The organism is Bradyrhizobium sp. SUTN9-2 (genome assembly GCF_003122645.1).
Classification (GTDB): domain Bacteria; phylum Pseudomonadota; class Alphaproteobacteria; order Rhizobiales; family Xanthobacteraceae; genus Bradyrhizobium; species Bradyrhizobium yuanmingense.
The window spans coordinates 3,233,801-3,249,750 of record NZ_LAXE01000001.1 but is presented as its reverse complement, the minus strand read 5'-3'; the positions used below and the strand labels follow the sequence as shown (position 1 = coordinate 3,249,750).

13 protein-coding genes are annotated in these 15,950 nt (G+C 65.9%); 6 read left to right on the top strand and 7 right to left on the bottom strand.

Going from position 1 to position 15,950, the window contains the following annotated elements; translation table 11 throughout:
- The first annotated feature begins 91 nt into the window (after positions 1-91).
- Positions 92-1,633 carry a galactarate dehydratase gene (gene garD, locus XF30_RS14850; RefSeq protein WP_109143163.1) on the top strand — a complete coding sequence of 514 codons (1,542 nt, stop codon included), beginning with the start codon at positions 92-94 and terminating at the stop codon, positions 1,631-1,633.
- Between the two features lie 59 nt (positions 1,634-1,692).
- Here garD and XF30_RS14845 read toward each other — a convergent pair whose 3' ends face one another.
- Positions 1,693-2,433 (bottom strand): hypothetical protein, encoded by a 741-nt coding sequence (locus tag XF30_RS14845; RefSeq protein WP_109143162.1) that lies wholly within the window; start codon positions 2,431-2,433, stop codon positions 1,693-1,695.
- 3 nt (positions 2,434-2,436) lie between these two features.
- Positions 2,437-3,327: a MipA/OmpV family protein gene (locus XF30_RS14840; protein ID WP_192893144.1), complete on the bottom strand. Its 891-nt coding sequence runs from the start codon at positions 3,325-3,327 to the stop codon at positions 2,437-2,439.
- Positions 3,328-3,681: 354 nt separating this feature from the next.
- On the opposite strand from XF30_RS14840, the gene XF30_RS14835 reads away from it, so the two are divergent.
- From XF30_RS14835 to XF30_RS14825, 3 genes are all read left to right on the top strand, one after another.
- Positions 3,682-4,362 (top strand): response regulator transcription factor, encoded by a 681-nt coding sequence (locus XF30_RS14835; protein ID WP_036015597.1) that lies wholly within the window; start codon positions 3,682-3,684, stop codon positions 4,360-4,362.
- Positions 4,359-5,723 carry a sensor histidine kinase gene (locus tag XF30_RS14830; protein ID WP_109143161.1) on the top strand — a complete coding sequence of 455 codons (1,365 nt, stop codon included), beginning with the start codon at positions 4,359-4,361 and terminating at the stop codon, positions 5,721-5,723. The genes XF30_RS14835 and XF30_RS14830 overlap by 4 nt, the downstream gene beginning before the upstream one ends.
- Before the next feature lie 192 nt (positions 5,724-5,915).
- Positions 5,916-6,185 carry a hypothetical protein gene (locus XF30_RS14825; protein ID WP_244608955.1) on the top strand — a complete coding sequence of 90 codons (270 nt, stop codon included), beginning with the start codon at positions 5,916-5,918 and terminating at the stop codon, positions 6,183-6,185.
- 57 nt (positions 6,186-6,242) lie between these two features.
- Here the strand turns inward: XF30_RS14825 and XF30_RS14820 are convergent, their stop codons facing one another.
- The 3 genes from XF30_RS14820 to XF30_RS14805 form a co-directional block, all read right to left on the bottom strand.
- Positions 6,243-6,596 (bottom strand): hypothetical protein, encoded by a 354-nt coding sequence (locus XF30_RS14820; protein ID WP_109143159.1) that lies wholly within the window; start codon positions 6,594-6,596, stop codon positions 6,243-6,245.
- A 257-nt stretch (positions 6,597-6,853) separates the two neighbouring features.
- Positions 6,854-7,447 (bottom strand): DUF2147 domain-containing protein, encoded by a 594-nt coding sequence (locus XF30_RS14810; protein ID WP_036015584.1) that lies wholly within the window; start codon positions 7,445-7,447, stop codon positions 6,854-6,856.
- Between the two features lie 173 nt (positions 7,448-7,620).
- Positions 7,621-8,649, bottom strand: coding sequence for an NAD(P)/FAD-dependent oxidoreductase (locus tag XF30_RS14805; RefSeq protein WP_109143158.1), 1,029 nt, complete (start codon positions 8,647-8,649; stop codon positions 7,621-7,623).
- Between the two features lie 182 nt (positions 8,650-8,831).
- Here XF30_RS14805 and XF30_RS14800 point away from each other — a divergent pair, with 182 nt between their 5' ends.
- Positions 8,832-9,299, top strand: coding sequence for an acyl-CoA thioesterase (locus XF30_RS14800; protein ID WP_109143157.1), 468 nt, complete (start codon positions 8,832-8,834; stop codon positions 9,297-9,299).
- Positions 9,300-9,429: 130 nt separating this feature from the next.
- On the opposite strand, the gene XF30_RS14795 is transcribed toward XF30_RS14800, so the two are convergent.
- Both XF30_RS14795 and XF30_RS14790 read right to left on the bottom strand, forming a co-directional pair.
- Positions 9,430-9,750 (bottom strand): 2Fe-2S iron-sulfur cluster-binding protein, encoded by a 321-nt coding sequence (locus XF30_RS14795; RefSeq protein WP_008143731.1) that lies wholly within the window; start codon positions 9,748-9,750, stop codon positions 9,430-9,432.
- Between the two features lie 165 nt (positions 9,751-9,915).
- The gene (locus tag XF30_RS14790; protein WP_109143156.1) at positions 9,916-10,290 is read right to left on the bottom strand and encodes an Hpt domain-containing protein; all 375 of its coding nucleotides are present in this window, start codon (positions 10,288-10,290) and stop codon (positions 9,916-9,918) included.
- Positions 10,291-10,686: 396 nt separating this feature from the next.
- Here XF30_RS14790 and XF30_RS14785 point away from each other — a divergent pair.
- Positions 10,687-15,950, top strand: a 5,264-nt coding sequence (locus tag XF30_RS14785) for an apolipoprotein A-IV repeat region-like domain-containing protein (RefSeq protein ID WP_109143155.1), incomplete at its 3' end; no start/stop codon positions are given.

Below are 15,950 nucleotides of genomic sequence, written 5' to 3'. Positions count from 1 at the left end.
GAAGCGTGCCCACCGCTTACGCTCGGTGTGAGGACGGTGGGCACGGCGCGTTGCGCCTTTGCCCACCCTACGACTTCTGAGGCAAGCGCAGATGGACCAGGACGTCGCAGCGAAAGAGCAGCCCCGCTACATCAAGCTCAACGAGCGCGACAATGTCGCGATCGTGGTCAATGATTTCGGGCTCCCCGCCGGCGCGCGCCTTGCCAGCGGCCTGACGTTGCGCGCCTTCGTGCCGCAGGGACACAAGACCGCGCTGGTCGACATCGCGGAAGGCGAACCGATCGTCCGCTATGGCGAGATCATCGGCTACGCGCTGTCGCCGATCCTGGCCGGCGAATGGGTGGACGAGGCGCGCATCCGCATGCCGGAGGCCCCTGCCCTCGACAAGCTCGAAATCTCGACCGCCGTCCCCGCACCGCTGCCGCCGCTCGAAGGCTTCACCTTCGAGGGCTACCGCAATCCGGACGGTTCGGTCGGCACCAAGAACATCCTCGGCATCTCCTCCTCCGTGCAATGCGTCAAGGGCACGATGGAATATGCGGTGAAGCGCATCCGCGCCGAGCTGCTGCCGAAATATCCAAACGTGGATGACGTCGTGCCGCTGACGCACGCCTATGGCTGCGGCGTCGCCATCACCGCGCCCGACGCGGTGGTGCCGATCCGCACCCTGCAGAACCTCGCGCTCAACCCGAATTTCGGCGGCGAGATCCTCGTTGTCGGCCTCGGCTGCGAGAAGCTCGCACCCGAACGCCTGGTGCCGGAAGGCGTGGGTGACGCAATCATCCGCATGCAGGACGAGGCTTTCGACGGCTTCGGTGCGATCGTCGAGGCGATCATGATCCAGGCCGAGGCGCGGCTCAAAGTGCTCAACACCCGCAAGCGCGAGACCTGCCCGGCGTCCGACCTTGTGATCGGCCTGCAGTGCGGCGGCAGCGATGCCTTCTCCGGCGTCACTGCCAATCCCGCCGTCGGCTTCGCCGCGGACCTCCTGGTGCGCGCCGGCGCGACCGTGATGTTCTCGGAAGTGACTGAAGTGCGCGACGCGATCCAGCTGCTCACTCGCCGCGCCATCAACGAGGACGTCGGCCGCGCGCTGGTGCGCGAGATGGCCTGGTACGATTCCTATCTCGCCCGCGGCGGCGCCGACCGCAGCGCCAACACCACGCCCGGCAACAAGAAGGGCGGCCTTGCCAACATCGTCGAGAAGTCGCTCGGCTCGATCGTGAAGTCCGGCTCGAGCGCAATTGCCGGCGTGCTCTCGCCCGGCGAGAAGGCGACGCAAAAGGGCATGCTGTTCGCCGCGACGCCCGCCTCCGACTTCATCTGCGGCACGTTGCAGCTCGCCTCGGGCATGACGCTGCAAGTGTTCACCACCGGCCGGGGCACACCCTATGGCCTTGCGGCAGCACCCGTGATCAAGGTCGCGACGCGCAGCGAGCTCGCGCGGCGCTGGAAGGACCTGATCGACTTCGACGCCGGCAAGATCGCAACCGGCGAGAAGACCATCGAGGAGACCGGCTGGGACCTGTTCCGCCTGATCCTCGATGTCGCCAGCGGCCGAACCAAACCCTGGTCGGACCGCTGGGGCATCCACAACGACCTCACGCTGTTCAATCCCGCGCCGGTGACCTGAGGCGTTTTCGAGCGAAGTGGATCCCGGTTCGCGTCAAGAAAACGCGCCAAGACGGAACCTCACTGGCTGTTGATCAGGTGCATGTCGCCCAGCGTGACCGGAAGGCTGCGTGTGATGAGGTCCGCGACCGCGGCGCGCAGCCGCTCGCTCGACGCTGAACCCCCAAGCGTCTCGTCGACCGGGCCGCTCGGGCCGGCAATCCGCACGGTCCCGGTGTTGTCGAGCGGCGCCGCCGCACGCTTCTCGATCACGTCGAACGCCTTGCCGTCGATGATCCGGACTTCGTACAGCGCATGGATCAGGCCGTAATCCGCCAGCAGCGTCCGGTATTCGGCGAGCCCGACGCCCTCGACGTTGCGGCCGTTGCCGAGCTTCGATCTTGCACGGGTGATGACGAGGTAAGCATCGAGCCCCTGAGGCGTTACATCGCTGCGAACCAGCTCCTTGAACGGATCGCTACGCAGGAGATTGACGGGCGCAACCGCCGAATCCCTGACGGCGGCGAACGCGGCGCGCCTGTAGCTCACCGGTTGCACGCGAAAACGTCCGCTCAAGAGCTTCGTCGCCTGCTGGACGATCAACTCGTCCAGTCCCCAGGCGCTGATCGAGAGGCTTTGCGCGGTGTTGCCGAGCCCGGTCAGGCCGGCTTGCGTTAGGCTCATCTCCTCGCCGATGGCCGAGACGATGCCGAGGGTCTTGATCGCCTGGAGTTTCGTCGCGCGCGTCTCGAACGCCGCGGCGGCACCGAGGACGGCGGACGCGATCGCACAGGCGAGAGCCAGGATAATTCTGCTGCGCATCGCCTATCGAATCCTGAAGTCGAACGAATAGGACGCACCGAGACCAACGGTGGTCTGGTTCGAGGATCCCCGCAGCTTCACCAGCGGGCTGTCCGCGACATCGCCGAGCAGCTTCTGGTACTCGACATAGGCGTGGACCTCCCACTGCGGGTTGATGCGGTAGGAGATCTGGCTGCCGAAACCGACCGAGTGCGCACCGCCCCTGGCATCGTATCTCGGAAGCCCCGATGCCAGTGCCTGCGTGTCGGTGACGCCGAAATATGACGCAGTGGCATTGGCGCTCTTCCAGGTGAAGCGCGGGCCGGCCGAGATCGTCAGCCTTTGAATCAGCGGCACGATGACGTCAGCAGATACATCCGCGACGGTGCCGGTATGGCCGCCCATGCCCTGGCGCAACTCGCTGCGCAGGCGCAGCCAGTCGACCGGATAATACTCCACGAAGCCGCCGAGCTCATAGGCGGCGTCGACATTGCCAAGGCCGGTCAGCTCGGCATATTTGTCGGCCTTCCTTGAGGCGACGTATTTGAACGCGGGGCCGGCGCGAAAATGGCCGATGTCGAGCAGCGCGATGCTGGTGCTGTCGTGCGGTCCGCGAAACTGGTCGACTGATCCGGCGCGGCGGATGGAGAAGATCGGGACCGGAGCAAACCTTCCGTTGTTCGATCCGACGAACTCGGGCTTGTATTCGCCGCCGATGCCGACCATGACGGTCCAATTGCCCGACGGCGAGGGCAGCATCGGCAGCTCCAATGGCGGCGCTGGCAGCGTGAAGGCGGTCTGCGCCGAGACTGATGGCGCAGTCGCCATGATCGCACCGAGTGCGGCGAGACAGGCGGTCGTCCGCCGCACAATCGCCGTGAGGCGGAGAGCGGCGGCTTCTTCGAAATCATTCATTGCGGGGCCCCGGACCGGCCTTGCAGGCCGAGTCGACTGTTGTGGTTAGGAGCCACAGCATCTGGTCCGGCTAAATTGCCCGAAGATTGCAAGGTGCGATCAGATGTTTCCAGGGCCATGTCCGGCGCTGGCAGGCACGCCCGCCGGATCAACATTGCCCCAACATTGCACCGCCGCGATCACGCCCTCAAAAACGTGACGAGCCATACCCGCGAGCTCACTCGGTCCTGCCTTTTATTCGCCAAGCTCGCCGCCTTTATGGGAACCCTCGCGCACGAGCCGAAGCGCCAGAATTCGGCCAGGGAGCGTCACGGTCAGGGTTTTGTTGCCCCAGCAGAGTCAAGGACGACCCGCGTGCGCTCCCTCGTGATCGAAGACGAACCACAGATCGGCGCCTATGTGAGCCGGCTGCTCGGGCAATTGCACGGCATCGTCGACCTCGTCGGCTCGATCGCCGATGCCCGCCAGGCACTGAACAATTTCAAGTATGATCTGGCGATCGTCGACCGGATGCTACCCGACGGAGATGCGCTCCAGGTGGTCACGGCGCTGAGCCAATCGGCGGAGCGGCCCGCAATCATCATGCTGACGTCCAAGGACGCCAAGGAGGATGTCGTCGAAGGGCTCAATGGCGGGGCCGACGATTATCTCGGCAAGCCGTTCGAGCCGCAGGAGCTGCTTGCGCGCGTGCGCGCGGTGCTGCGCCGGCCTCGGCTGCTGGCCCCATCGGTGCTGTCGCTCGGCAACGTCGAGTTGCACCTCGGCAGCAACGAGGCGGTAGTCGCCGACACCAGGATCCTGCTGCGCCGGCGCGAGGCGCTGATCCTGGGGGCGCTGCTGATGCGGCGCGACCGCGTCATCACCCGCGCCGCCCTGATCGAGGAGATCTACGGCTTCGACGACGAGATCGAGTCCAACACGCTCGAGGCGCAGGTCTCGCGCTTGCGCAAGAAACTGGCCGAACTCGGCGGCGACGTCGAGATCCGCAGCATGCGGGGCATCGGCTACATCCTGCGGCTGGCAACGCCGCGATGAAGTCAATCGCCCGAACCTTTGCGTTCTCGCTCGGTATCGCCGCCACCACGATCTTCCTGATCATGCTTGGCCTCTTCATATGGCGTTACCCGACGGAGGAGCGCGAGTTCAGGGCGTGCCAGGTCGTAGCGGCCGTTCTCGATCGCGCGACGGTGATCGAAGGGCAAAGACTGATAATACGCTCGACTCCTGCGCTCGAGGAATTGAAGCTGGACAGCCCAAACCTCTGGTACGTGGTGTCCGCGGGCGACCTGCTCAGCGAGTACGGCAGCGAACACCGGCCTCCCCTTCCCTTCGTGCTGCCCTACCACGGGCCCATCGGCTCGTCCGTTTTCAGCACGCTCGACCAGAAGAGCACCTTCTGTCTTTCCGCCGTACAACGGGGCCCGTTGCGGCTCGCGATGATGGTCGGCGAGCCTCAGGTTCGCTTTGGCCGGATTGCAAGGACTTTTCTCCTCCGCAGGGTCTTTTCGATCGCCTTGGTGGCGCTGGCCTTTGCCGCGACCGTCGCCATCGGTTCAGCGCTTGCCGCACGTTTCGTCTCTCGTAGCATCGAGCGGGTGGCGCGTCGCGCGCTCGCGATCGACCCCTCGGCGCCGCAAGGTTTGATATCGCTGTCCGAGGTCCCTCGCGAGTTGAAGCCGCTGGTCGAGGCGCTGAACCGCGCTTTCGGCGAGATCGACGCCTATATCAGGATGCAGCGCCGCTTCCTCGGCAATGCCGCCCATCAGCTTCGCACGCCGCTGACGCTGCTGCGCGCCAAGATCGAGGACGTGCCCGAGCCGGCCCTGAAGGCCGAGCTGGTGCGCGACGTCCGCCGGCTGACCTCGCTGGTCTCCGCGATGCTGGACCTGGCGCGATTGCAAAATCATGCGATCGAGAAGCGGCCGATCGATCTTGCCCAGATCACGCTGGACGTGCTGGCCGATTTCAGCCCGTCGGCGCTGGACGCCGGCATCGAGCTTGCGCTCGAGCACGAGGGAAGAGGTCCCTTCGTGGTGCAGGGCGTAGACGCTGCGATCCGAAGTGCACTTGCCAATCTCGTCGGCAACGCGCTCATCCACGCCCATGGCGCGCGGCGCATCGTCGCCACGATCGGCTGCGATGGCGTGGCTATTCACGATGATGGCGCGGGCCTGCCCGACGGCGCCGAACACAGGCTGACCGAGCCGTTTCAGACCGGCAACGCCGCAGGTGCAGGCGCCGGTCTCGGCCTGTCGATCGTCCGCGAGATCATGGCGGCGCATGGCGGGGAGCTGGTCGTCGCTTCCGCGCCCGGCTACGGCACGACGATGCGCCTGCGCTTTGCCGCGGCCGCGGGGCCGGCGAGATCTGCGCAGCTCGATCTGCAAGAGCATTGAACGGGCGCATCGGCGCTTATCGCGAAACCGTCCGGAAACATTGGCGCGGAAAACGTCCTCCGCGTTTCGTCCCTTCGCATCACGCAATCAATATCTGCGCCGAAGACAACGGGAATGTTCGCGCACGGGCGAACCTGTTCCGCCATCGCGGCGACCAAACCTCCGATTGACATCTTCCACGGAGATCTTCCAATGCGTGTTCTCTCGATGATTGCCGTTGCCGGCGCCATGATTGCGAGCTCTGCCGCCGCGTTCGCCAGCGAGCTTCCCTCCTATGAAGTGACGTCGTTTCCGATCACGACAACTCAAGTGCAGGTGCTCGGCGGCGCCGGCGTCCAGGAGCAGTCTGCTAGCCCCGCAATGATCGTCGCCGGCATGCCGGCCTCGCCCGTGCAGGTGTCCGTACTGTCGCCGCGGATCAAGCAGCTCGCGAGCGCGGGTTCGAACAACCAGGCGCGCTAAGCTTGGCGTTGTCGCTCCGGTTCGGCGCTCCGCGCCGGCCGGAATGGCCACGCGCCTCTACGTCATGCTGCCCGGCATGAAGCAGCGCACGCGCGGATGGCCGTCGATATAGTGCTTCCACACCATGGTGCGGCCGATCTTGTTCGGCACGGTGATCACGGCGCCGTCGGGCACCACGACCCACTCGTCGTCGATGCGCACGCGGTAGCGACCGCGATCGGACTCCCAATCGACGTCGGCGATGACGTAGCCGTCGGCATCCGAGCAGCATTGCCCGAACTCGCTACGCAGACTCTCGAACCAGGGTTTCAGGGGCGAGTTGGCGAAGCGGCCGTCGTCGCGCGCCAGCGCCGCATGCGTCAGAACCGCCAGCCCCAGCAGCACGGCGGCACACTGTCTTGCAGGTTTCATGTGGTCTCCGCGGTCGAAGTGATCACCGCGGGGCAAACGCTGCCGTCCGCCTTCCGCATGGTGCGCGGCAGGCGTGGAGACGGCGACTCGCTCCCCCAGCAGCTTTGCCGACAGCTATGCAAATCCAGCGCCAGCGCGCATTCCGGGGAACTACTGGAGGGCGCCCGAGGCACGTTCGCCCTTCGGCGAAGGTGGCCGCACAGGCTGGAGACCCTGCGCTAGGGCCATTGAGACCGCGCAGCGCGCGGCTTGCGCCCTTACTGCTTTGCCGGCGCCATCATCGCGCCGCCCTTCTTCGCCGCGGGCGCCGGTTGCTTGGCGGCTGCAGCCTGCGCGGGCAAGTATTTTGCGACGATGGCCGGATCGACCTGCGCGATGTTGGCATCGGGCAGGCGCGTCCAGGTCTCGTCCTTGCCGAGCAGCGCGATGCCGAGATAGCCGCGCAACGTCAGGGTCTGACCGTCGGGGCTGACCCGCATGTTGGCCTTCCAGATCTGGCCGTCGCGCGGATTGAGCACGTTGCCGCCCTCGTACTTCAATCCTTCGCGCTTCATGTCGCGGACGAAGGAGATGCCGAGCACCCGAGCGTTCTTGCGATCGTCGGTGCACTTGGAGCAGACCTCATTCGGGTCGTCGGTTGGCCGCGGGAAGGTCTTGGCGATCACACCTTCGAAGACGCCGTTGCGATCGACGAAGAGGAACCATCCGACCGTCCTGCCGTCTTCGACCTTCTGCCAGAGGCCCGCCGCCGTGGGCTCGGCGGTCTGCGCCGCGCACGGCGTCACGATCGCGAGCGACAATGCGAGCGCCAGGAAGGAGGGCAGCCGAAAGCTGGAAACGAGAGTCCGCATTATGATCACCTTGCTGAGCCAATCACCTTTGCTGAGCCAAGACTTCGCAGAGCCAAACTGTGCTAAGCCAAAAACCTGGCCAAGCCTATGACCGGAATGGCCGCAGACTACGGCGATTTCACGAACGGTTCCAGCACCAGAAACATGGGGCATCGCCGCCCCGAACGCTTCCGTCAGTTGACACCGAGCTTCTTTTGCAGGCTGGAGGACGAGGTCGTGTACTGGAACACGAGCCGCTTCTCCGGATAGACATAACGATGGGCTTTTTGCGACATCAGCGCGCCCTCGTGGAAGCCGCACAGGATCAACTTGATCTTGCCGGGATAGGTGTTGATGTCGCCGATCGCGAAGATGCCCGGCACATTGGTCTCGAACGCGGACGTCTCCACCGGCACCAGATTGTTCTCCAGCGCGATGCCCCAATTCGCGACCGGGCCGAGCTTCATGGTCAGCCCGAAGAACGGCAGCATGGTGTCGCAAGCGATTTCGGTGACGCTGTTGTCGTTGCCCTTGACGGTCGCGCCGGTGAGCTTTCCGTCAGCGCCGGAGAGCGCGGTGACCTGGCCGAGCCGCAGATCCATCTTGCCGCCGGCAACCAGCGCGCGCATCTGCTCGACACTATGGGGCGCGGCGCGAAACTCGTCGCGCCGATGCAGCAGCGTGATGCGCTTCGCAATCGGATGCAGATTGAGCGTCCAGTCGAGCGCGGAATCGCCGCCGCCGACGATCAGCACGCTCTTGTCGCGGAACGTCTCCATCTTGCGCACGGCGTAATGCACCGAGGTGCCTTCATAGGCCTCGATACCCGGTACCGGCGGGCGCTTGGGCTGGAACGAGCCGCCGCCGGCCGCGATCACCACCACCTTGCATTCGAACACCTTGCCGGCATCCGTGGTGCAGCGAAACAAGGGATCGCCGATCTTCTCCACGGTCTCGACCATCTCGCCGAGATGGAAGGTCGGATGAAACGGCTTGATCTGCTCCATCAGCGCGTCGGTCAGCCCCTGCCCCGAAACCTGGGGAACGCCGGGAATGTCGTAAATCGGCTTTTCCGGATAGAGCTCGGCGCACTGGCCGCCGACCTTGTCGAGGATGTCGACGAAATGCGCCTTCATGTCGAGAAGGCCGAGTTCGAAGGCGGCGAACAGACCACACGGCCCGGCCCCAATAATCAGCACATCGGTTTTGATCACGTCGCTCATGTCGTCTCTTTATCGATCGTTATCGGTTGGACGGCGCCCGTTGGGCAGAGGTGACCCTGCCTGTCTAGCCAACGGGGATGGAACAGGAAAGGCATAAAAGCGGGATCGCCCCGCAGCCGCGCCCACTTGCCGGGGCAAAATAACTGGGCTGTAACGAGAATGGATATGACGGAGATCAATCGGTGAACGCGCCAGCCCGCCTCGACACGACCCCGCGCCTTGAGGACTTTCCGTTTCGCCTCAGCGACAACGTCCGGTTCGGCGACCTAGACCCGAACCAGCACGTCAACAACGCGGTCTATGCCACATATTTCGAGACCGGCCGTGTCACGCTGATGAAGCTTCCCGAATACGGGCTGACCCCGCCGGGGCTCGCCTGGATCATGGTGCGGCTCGACATGCATTTTCGCGCCGAGCTGCACTGGCCCGGCTCGATCGAGCTCGGCCTCGGCGTGGTCAAGCTCGGGCGAACGTCGGTGACATTCGAGCAGGTCGTGTTCTCGAACGGCACGTGCATTGCGTCGGCGATGTCGGTCGGCGTCCTGCTCGACGAGGCGACGCGCCGACCGGCGCCGCTGACCGCAGAGGTGATCGAGAAGCTCAGACCCTGGCACAAGCGCGGCATCGAGGTCGCGCCGCCGAGCATTTAGAGCATGATCCGGAAAAGTGTGTAGCGGTTTTCCGAAAAGATCATGCTCAAACAATAACCTAAAGCGCGATGACGATTCATCCTAATCGCATCGCGCTTTAGTCGACTTGGACAGTCTGCTTGGAGACGGATCAGGCCTGGCGCTCGGGCGTCGCCACGACGAGGCCGTCGAGCTCGTCGGAGACCTTGATCTGGCAAGACAGGCGCGAATTCGGGCGCACGTCGAAGCCGAAGTCGAGCATGTCCTCTTCCATCGGCGTCGGGCTGCCGACCTTCTCGCGCCAGGCTTCGTCGACATAGACATGGCAGGTTGCGCAGGCGCAGGCGCCGCCGCATTCGGCCTCGATGCCGGGAATGCTGTTGCGGATCGCAGCTTCCATCACGGTTGCGCCGTTCTCGATTTCCACCGTGCGGGTTTCGCCCTTGTGGTCGACAAAGTGAATCTTGGCCATGTGTGCTCGTGCTGCCGCGGTGCTTTGAATGAAGGAGGGTCCCGGCTGTCCTATAACGGGTCGGTCAGCCCGGCGCCATAGCGTTTTGAAGCCAAATGATTCCCGCTTTGCGGGAAGAAAACGCGTCAAAACAAGCGACTAGAGCCCAGCTCCGGCCGCATCGGCTCAACGCTTCAGCATCGCCGCGATGGCAGCGCGGGCCTCGGCCACCGCCTCTTTCAGCGCGGCGAAGGCGTGGGGCCGGCCATGGCCGGTCCGGATCGCAGTCTCCAGGCTGGCAGCGGCATCGGCCACCGCGAAGGCGCCGATCCCGCGCGCCGAGCCCTTGAGCTTGTGCGCGAGAGCGCCGGTCTCGGCCGGCAATGCGGTCATCGCCGCGAGCAGACGGGCCGCCTGCTCCGCGAACATGGCCAGCACTTCCTGCTCCAGCTCAGCGTCGCCGAGCGTCATTCGAGAGAGGTGATCGAGGTCGAGCGGGCTGTCGATGGGCGCAAGCGGGGGCGAAGGCATCCAGTCCATCCCTTGCAGTTCAGGCGTCATGGCGCAGGCCCCGGCTTCGCGCGACGGCCGCCGGTCCGGCGGTCAGATTCCCCTCACCCAAGCATGGAAATGGTTAACGAAATGTTTGGGGGATTTGACGCAGATCCGCCGGTTTATTGACGAAAAGTTGCCGCAATTGGCCGAGTCTGGTTGAGAATTGCGTTGATTGCTAAGGCGTTACGGCGCGATCCTGTTAACGATGATTAAGAATGTCTTAATTGCGGGCATTTCATTCGCGACGCTCTGCCAATAGGATGTTGCAGAAATTGGCGGACAAGCCGTCCGGGTGGGGACGGCTCGGAGATCCGCGCAAGCGGCATGATCCGGTCTGTGGGCTTGCGTCGCGCGCAGGGCTCGCGGGGGGACGCGTACAAGTAACGAGGGCTCGGACTGAACATGGCGAACACTCCGAAAAAGGTCAAAGACCCTACAGAAGTTGCGCTTTCTGCAATCCAGGAAGCTCTGAACATCAGCGACACCGCGGCCGATACCAGCCGCAACGCCGCAATGCGCAACGAAACGGCGCCCCCGGTGCCGCCGGCCGCGCCTCCGGTCTTCGACGAGCCGAGCTTCGAGCCGCGCCCCGCCGCCAACGAGCGCTCGACCGTGTTCGACCCGGTCGAGGAGCCGCGCACCGCGCGCCGCGCCGCCAACGACGATCGCGAGACCATCGGCCAGCTGCTCCAGGCGCTGCAGAAGGGCCGCCCTGCCCGCAGCGTCTACACCTTCGCCACCATCTTCGCCGGCATCTGGCTCGCCGCCTGCGCCGCGCTGACCGTCGGCTTCCTGCCCTCGATCCAGGCCGCCATGGGCCAGAGCGGCGGCGTGCTCGTGATCGCTGGCCTTGTCGCGATGTTCTTCGCGCCGGTCATGCTGTTCTACTTCCTCGCGAGCCTCGTCTGGCGCGGCCAGGAAATGCGCATGATCGCGCAGGCGATGGCGCAGGTCGCGATCCGCTTCTCCGAGCCGGAAGGCTCGGCCTCCGATTCCATGGTCACCGTCGGCCAGGCCATCCGCCGCGAGGTCGCGGCGATGGGCGACGGCATCGAGCGTGCGATCGCGCGCGCCGGTGAGCTCGAGACGCTGGTCGCCAATGAGGTCGCCGCGCTCGAACGCGCCTATTCCGACAACGAGGTGCGCATCCGCGCTTTGCTCCAGGACATCGCGCATCAGCGCGACAACCTGGTCGGCCAAGCCGAGCAGGTTCGCAGCGCCATTTCCGGCGTGCAGATCGACCTGCGCCACGACATCGCGCTGATCTCGGACGCGATCGCCTCCCGCGTCGACGAGGTCGCCAAGTCCATCACCGGCGCTCTGGAAGAGCGCGGCGCCCACATCACCCAGGCGCTGAGCAATGCCGGCGACAACATGATCCTGGCGCTCGGCGAGCGCGGCGGCGACCTGCTCGACCGTCTCGAGGAGGCCAGCAACGAGACCACGCGCGCCGTGCTCGACGCCAGCGAGCGGCTGACCACCAGCCTCAATTTCAAGACCGGCCATGTCCACGACGAGTTCGTCGACCTCGCCGACCGCGTCCACGAGATGCTGAACGAGCGCATCGACCGCATCACCGGCGAGTTCGAGCAGCGTTCCGCCGCGATCGTCGACGGCATCTCCGAGCGTACCGAGCAGGTGCACGATTCCTTGAAGAACTCGTCGGACTCGCTGCTGCTCGAGCTCGAGCTGCGGTCCAACGACATCTCCGCCAAGATCGACGACGCCGGCAACCGCCTCGCCGGCCAGATCATGACGAGCGGTGACAAGGCTAGCGAGGCGCTCGACGCCACCGTCAACGCCCTGGTCGCCAAGGTCGTCAGCCAGACCGAGACCGCGCACGATTCGCTGTCGCTGCAGATGAGCGCGTTCGACGAGCTGGTGAGGAACCAGGGCACCGAGCTGGTCGAGAAGTTCGCCCGCGACTCCGGCACGCTGGGCGCGCTGATCACCCGCCACATCTCCGAGTTCGACCGCACCGTGAAGACCTTCGGCGGCGAGATCGTCGAGCGCATGGGCCAACGCACGCAGGACATCGCCGAGACACTGAAGACCTATGTCGACGATTTCGACACCCGCTTCACGTCGAACGGCGGCCAGATCACGGCGGTGCTCGACCAGCGCCTCGCGCAGTTCGAGACCACGATCGGCGAACGCGTCGGCAATATCGACGCCTCGCTGAACGGCAAGATCGCCAGCCTCGACGGCACCATCCAAGGCCACATCAGGACCTTCGACGAGCAGCTCGTCGGCCGCGTCGCCGCGCTCGAGCTGTCGTTCGACAGCCGCGCGAAGTCGATGACCGAGACCATCGACGGACGCATCAACACGCTGGCGAACTCGCTGACCGACGGTGCCGCGCAGGCGATCCAGTCTATCGACTCCCGCCTCACCTACCTCACGACGTCGCTGACCGGCGGGGCGTCGCAGGCCATCGAAACAATCGATGCACGGCTCAATCACCTCACGAGCTCGCTCACCGACGGTGCCTCGCAGGCCATTGAAACCATCGATGCGCGCCTCAACCACCTCACGAGCTCGCTGACCGACGGCGCATCGCAGACCATCCAGTCGATCGACACCCGCCTGACCCACCTCACGACCACGCTCACGGGTGGCGCGACGCAGGCGCTCGAATCCATCGACTCCCGCCTCACCTACCTGACCACCGCCGTGACCAACGGCGCATCGCAGGCCGTGCAGTCGATCGACACGCGCCTGACGCTGCTGACCTCGACGCTCACCGACGGCACCGCGCAGGCGATCGAGGCGGTCGACCGCCGCATCACCGGCGTCACCGAGATCATCGACGGCCGCAGCACGCATCTGACCGACACGGTCACGGCACGCTTCCAGGAGATCCAGCAGGCCATCGAGACCAAGGTCGGCTCGGTCGCCAGCGACATCGACGTGCGCGTGGCTCAGTTCGAGGATCTGCTCGGCTCGCGCGTCGAGGCCGTGGCCGGCCGCATCGAAAGCAGCGGACGCCAGGCCAGCGAGGACATGATGTCCCGCGCCGAGATGATCTCGACCGCGATCCGCTCGCATGTCGAGGACGCCGAGCGCTCGCTCACCAACCTCGTCGTCAACACCAGCGAGACCATCCAGACCGGCGCGCGCACCGCCCAGCAGTCGCTGCTGACGGTCTCCTCCGATGTCAACGCCCAGCTCAAGATGACCTCCGCCGAGGTCGAGCAGGCGCTGACCGCAGTCGGCACCGGTGCGGCGAACTCGATCCTGACCAGCGCGCGCGAAGCGCAGTCGACGCTGGTTGCGGCCTCGGGCGAAGCCTCCACCCAGATCAAGGGGCTCGCGGCCGATGTCGAGCGCACGCTGTCGGCGGCGGGCTCCGCCACCGCGGCCTCGATCCTGGCCGGCGCCCGCGAGGTGCAGACCACCCTTGTCACCGCGTCCTCGGATGCGGCGAGCCAGGTCAAGACCCTCACCGCCGACGTGCAGCGCTCGCTGTCGATGGCCGGCACCGCCACGGCGGAGTCGATCACCGCCGGCGCCCGCGATGCGCAGAGCACGCTGATCGCGGCCTCGACCGAGACCGCAAACCAGATCAAGGCGCTGTCCTCGGACGTGCAGCGCTCGCTGACGATGGCGGGCACCTCGACGGCCGAGACCATCATGAGCGGCGCCCGCGAGGCCCAGAGCACGCTGGTGACGGCGTCCTCGGACGCGGCGAGCCAGGTCAAGTCGCTCGCGGCCGAAGTGCATCGCTCGCTCTCTCAGGTCGGCCAGACCACCGCCGAGACGATCACCACCAGCGCCCGCGACGCCCAGAGCACCCTTCTTGCTGTCTCCGCAGAACAAACCAGCCAGGTCCGTTCGCTCGCGGCCGAGATGCAGCGCGCGCTGGCGACAGCCGGCGGCGCCACCATCGAGGCGCTCACCAGCGGCGTGCGCGAGGCCCAGGGCACGCTGATCTCCGCCTCGACCGATGCGGCGGGCCAGATCAAGTCGCTGACGACGGACATCGAGCGCACGCTGACCGCGGTCGGCGCCGACACCGCCTCGACCATCCTCAACAGCGCGCGTGAAGCCCAGATCTCGCTGACCTCTACCTCGGCCGACGCCGCGAGCCAGATCCGCACGATCTCGACCGAGATCGAGCGTACGCTGAGCGCGGCCGCCGCCAACGCGACCAACGATATCCAGACCAGCGCGCTCAACGCCCAGAACGCGCTGATCTCCGCCTCCAACGAGGCGAGCTCGCGCGTCAAGTCGAGCTCGGCCGACGTCGAGCGCTCGGTGCTCGCCGCCAGCTCCAGCTTCGGTCAGGCCATGACCGGCAAGACCGACGAGATCGTCACCTACGTGCAGCAGCAGGCCGACCGCCTGTCGAACATGATCGACGCCAAGCGCGGCGCACTGGTCGACGCGATCGGCTCGAAGACCAGCCAGCTCACGCTCGACATCGACCGCGTCACCTCCGACGCGCTGAAGTCGATCGAGACGCGCGGCCAGGCCTTCTCGCAGACCATGATGGGCAACGGCTCGGAAGTCGCCCGCACCATCAACGCGGCGAGCGAGGTCGCCACCAGCGCCGTCGGCAAGTCGCTCAAGGACCTCGAGCAGGCCTCGCGTTCCGCGATCGACCAGTCGCGCCAGGTCTCGATCGCGGCCGTGACGGAGATGCAGGAGACCAGCAAGATCCTGCGCACCGACACGGTCGCCCTGTTCGAGCGCCTGCGCGAAGGCAACATCCTGCTCCAGGAGGTGCTGACCGGTGCGCACGACAACCTCAACTCGCTCGAGCGGGCGCTGGTGACCCGCGTCGCCGACTTCGTCTCGGCGATGAACGACGTCACCTCGCGCAACGGCGCGGCGACGCAGAACCTGGAAGAGCAGCTCAACGTCTTCAACAGCAAGACCACGAAGGCGCTGCAGGATCTCGGCGAGCTGTCGACCCAGTTCGACAAGCATGGCCAGGCGCTGGTCGAGGCCGCGCAGGTCGTCGAGCAGAGCAACAAGAACACCACTGCCTCGCTCGCCGAACGCAAGCAGGCACTGGAATCGCTCGTCACCACGATCGACCTGCGCACGGCCGATCTCGACCAGCGGCTGTCGCGCTTCACCGGCCTGCTCGATGAATCGCTTGCCGCGGCCGAAGAGCGCGCCCGCGACATCGCCCGCGTCGTCGCCGAGACCGCCGGCGCCGGCTCGGCCGCGATCACCCGCCAGTTCGAGGCGGTGCGCGCGGCGTCTGAAGAGGAGCACCGGCAGACCATCGAGGCCATGCACGACATCTACCGCCAGACCACGGACGAGGCGGATACGATGTTCAAGCAGTCGACCGAGAAGTTCACCAACCTCGTCGCCAGCATGAAGCAGATGGCTTTGGAGATGCACAACGAGCTCGAAGCCACCCGCAACGAGCTGCGCCGCGGCGTACTCGAGATGCCGCAGGAGGCCGCCGAGAGCACGGCGCAGATGCGCAAGGTGATCGTCGACCAGATCGAGGCGCTCGCCGAGCTCAACCGCATCGTGGCCCAGCACGGCCGCGGGCTCGACGTCACCACGGCGGGCCGCGCCAGCGTGCAACGCCAGGAAGAGCCGGTGCTGGCCGCCGTCGGCGGCCGGGCTCCCGAGACCCGCATGCGCGACATCGGCAGCGCCTCGACGCTGCCGCCGCCGGACCTCGGCATGCCGGCCGGGCG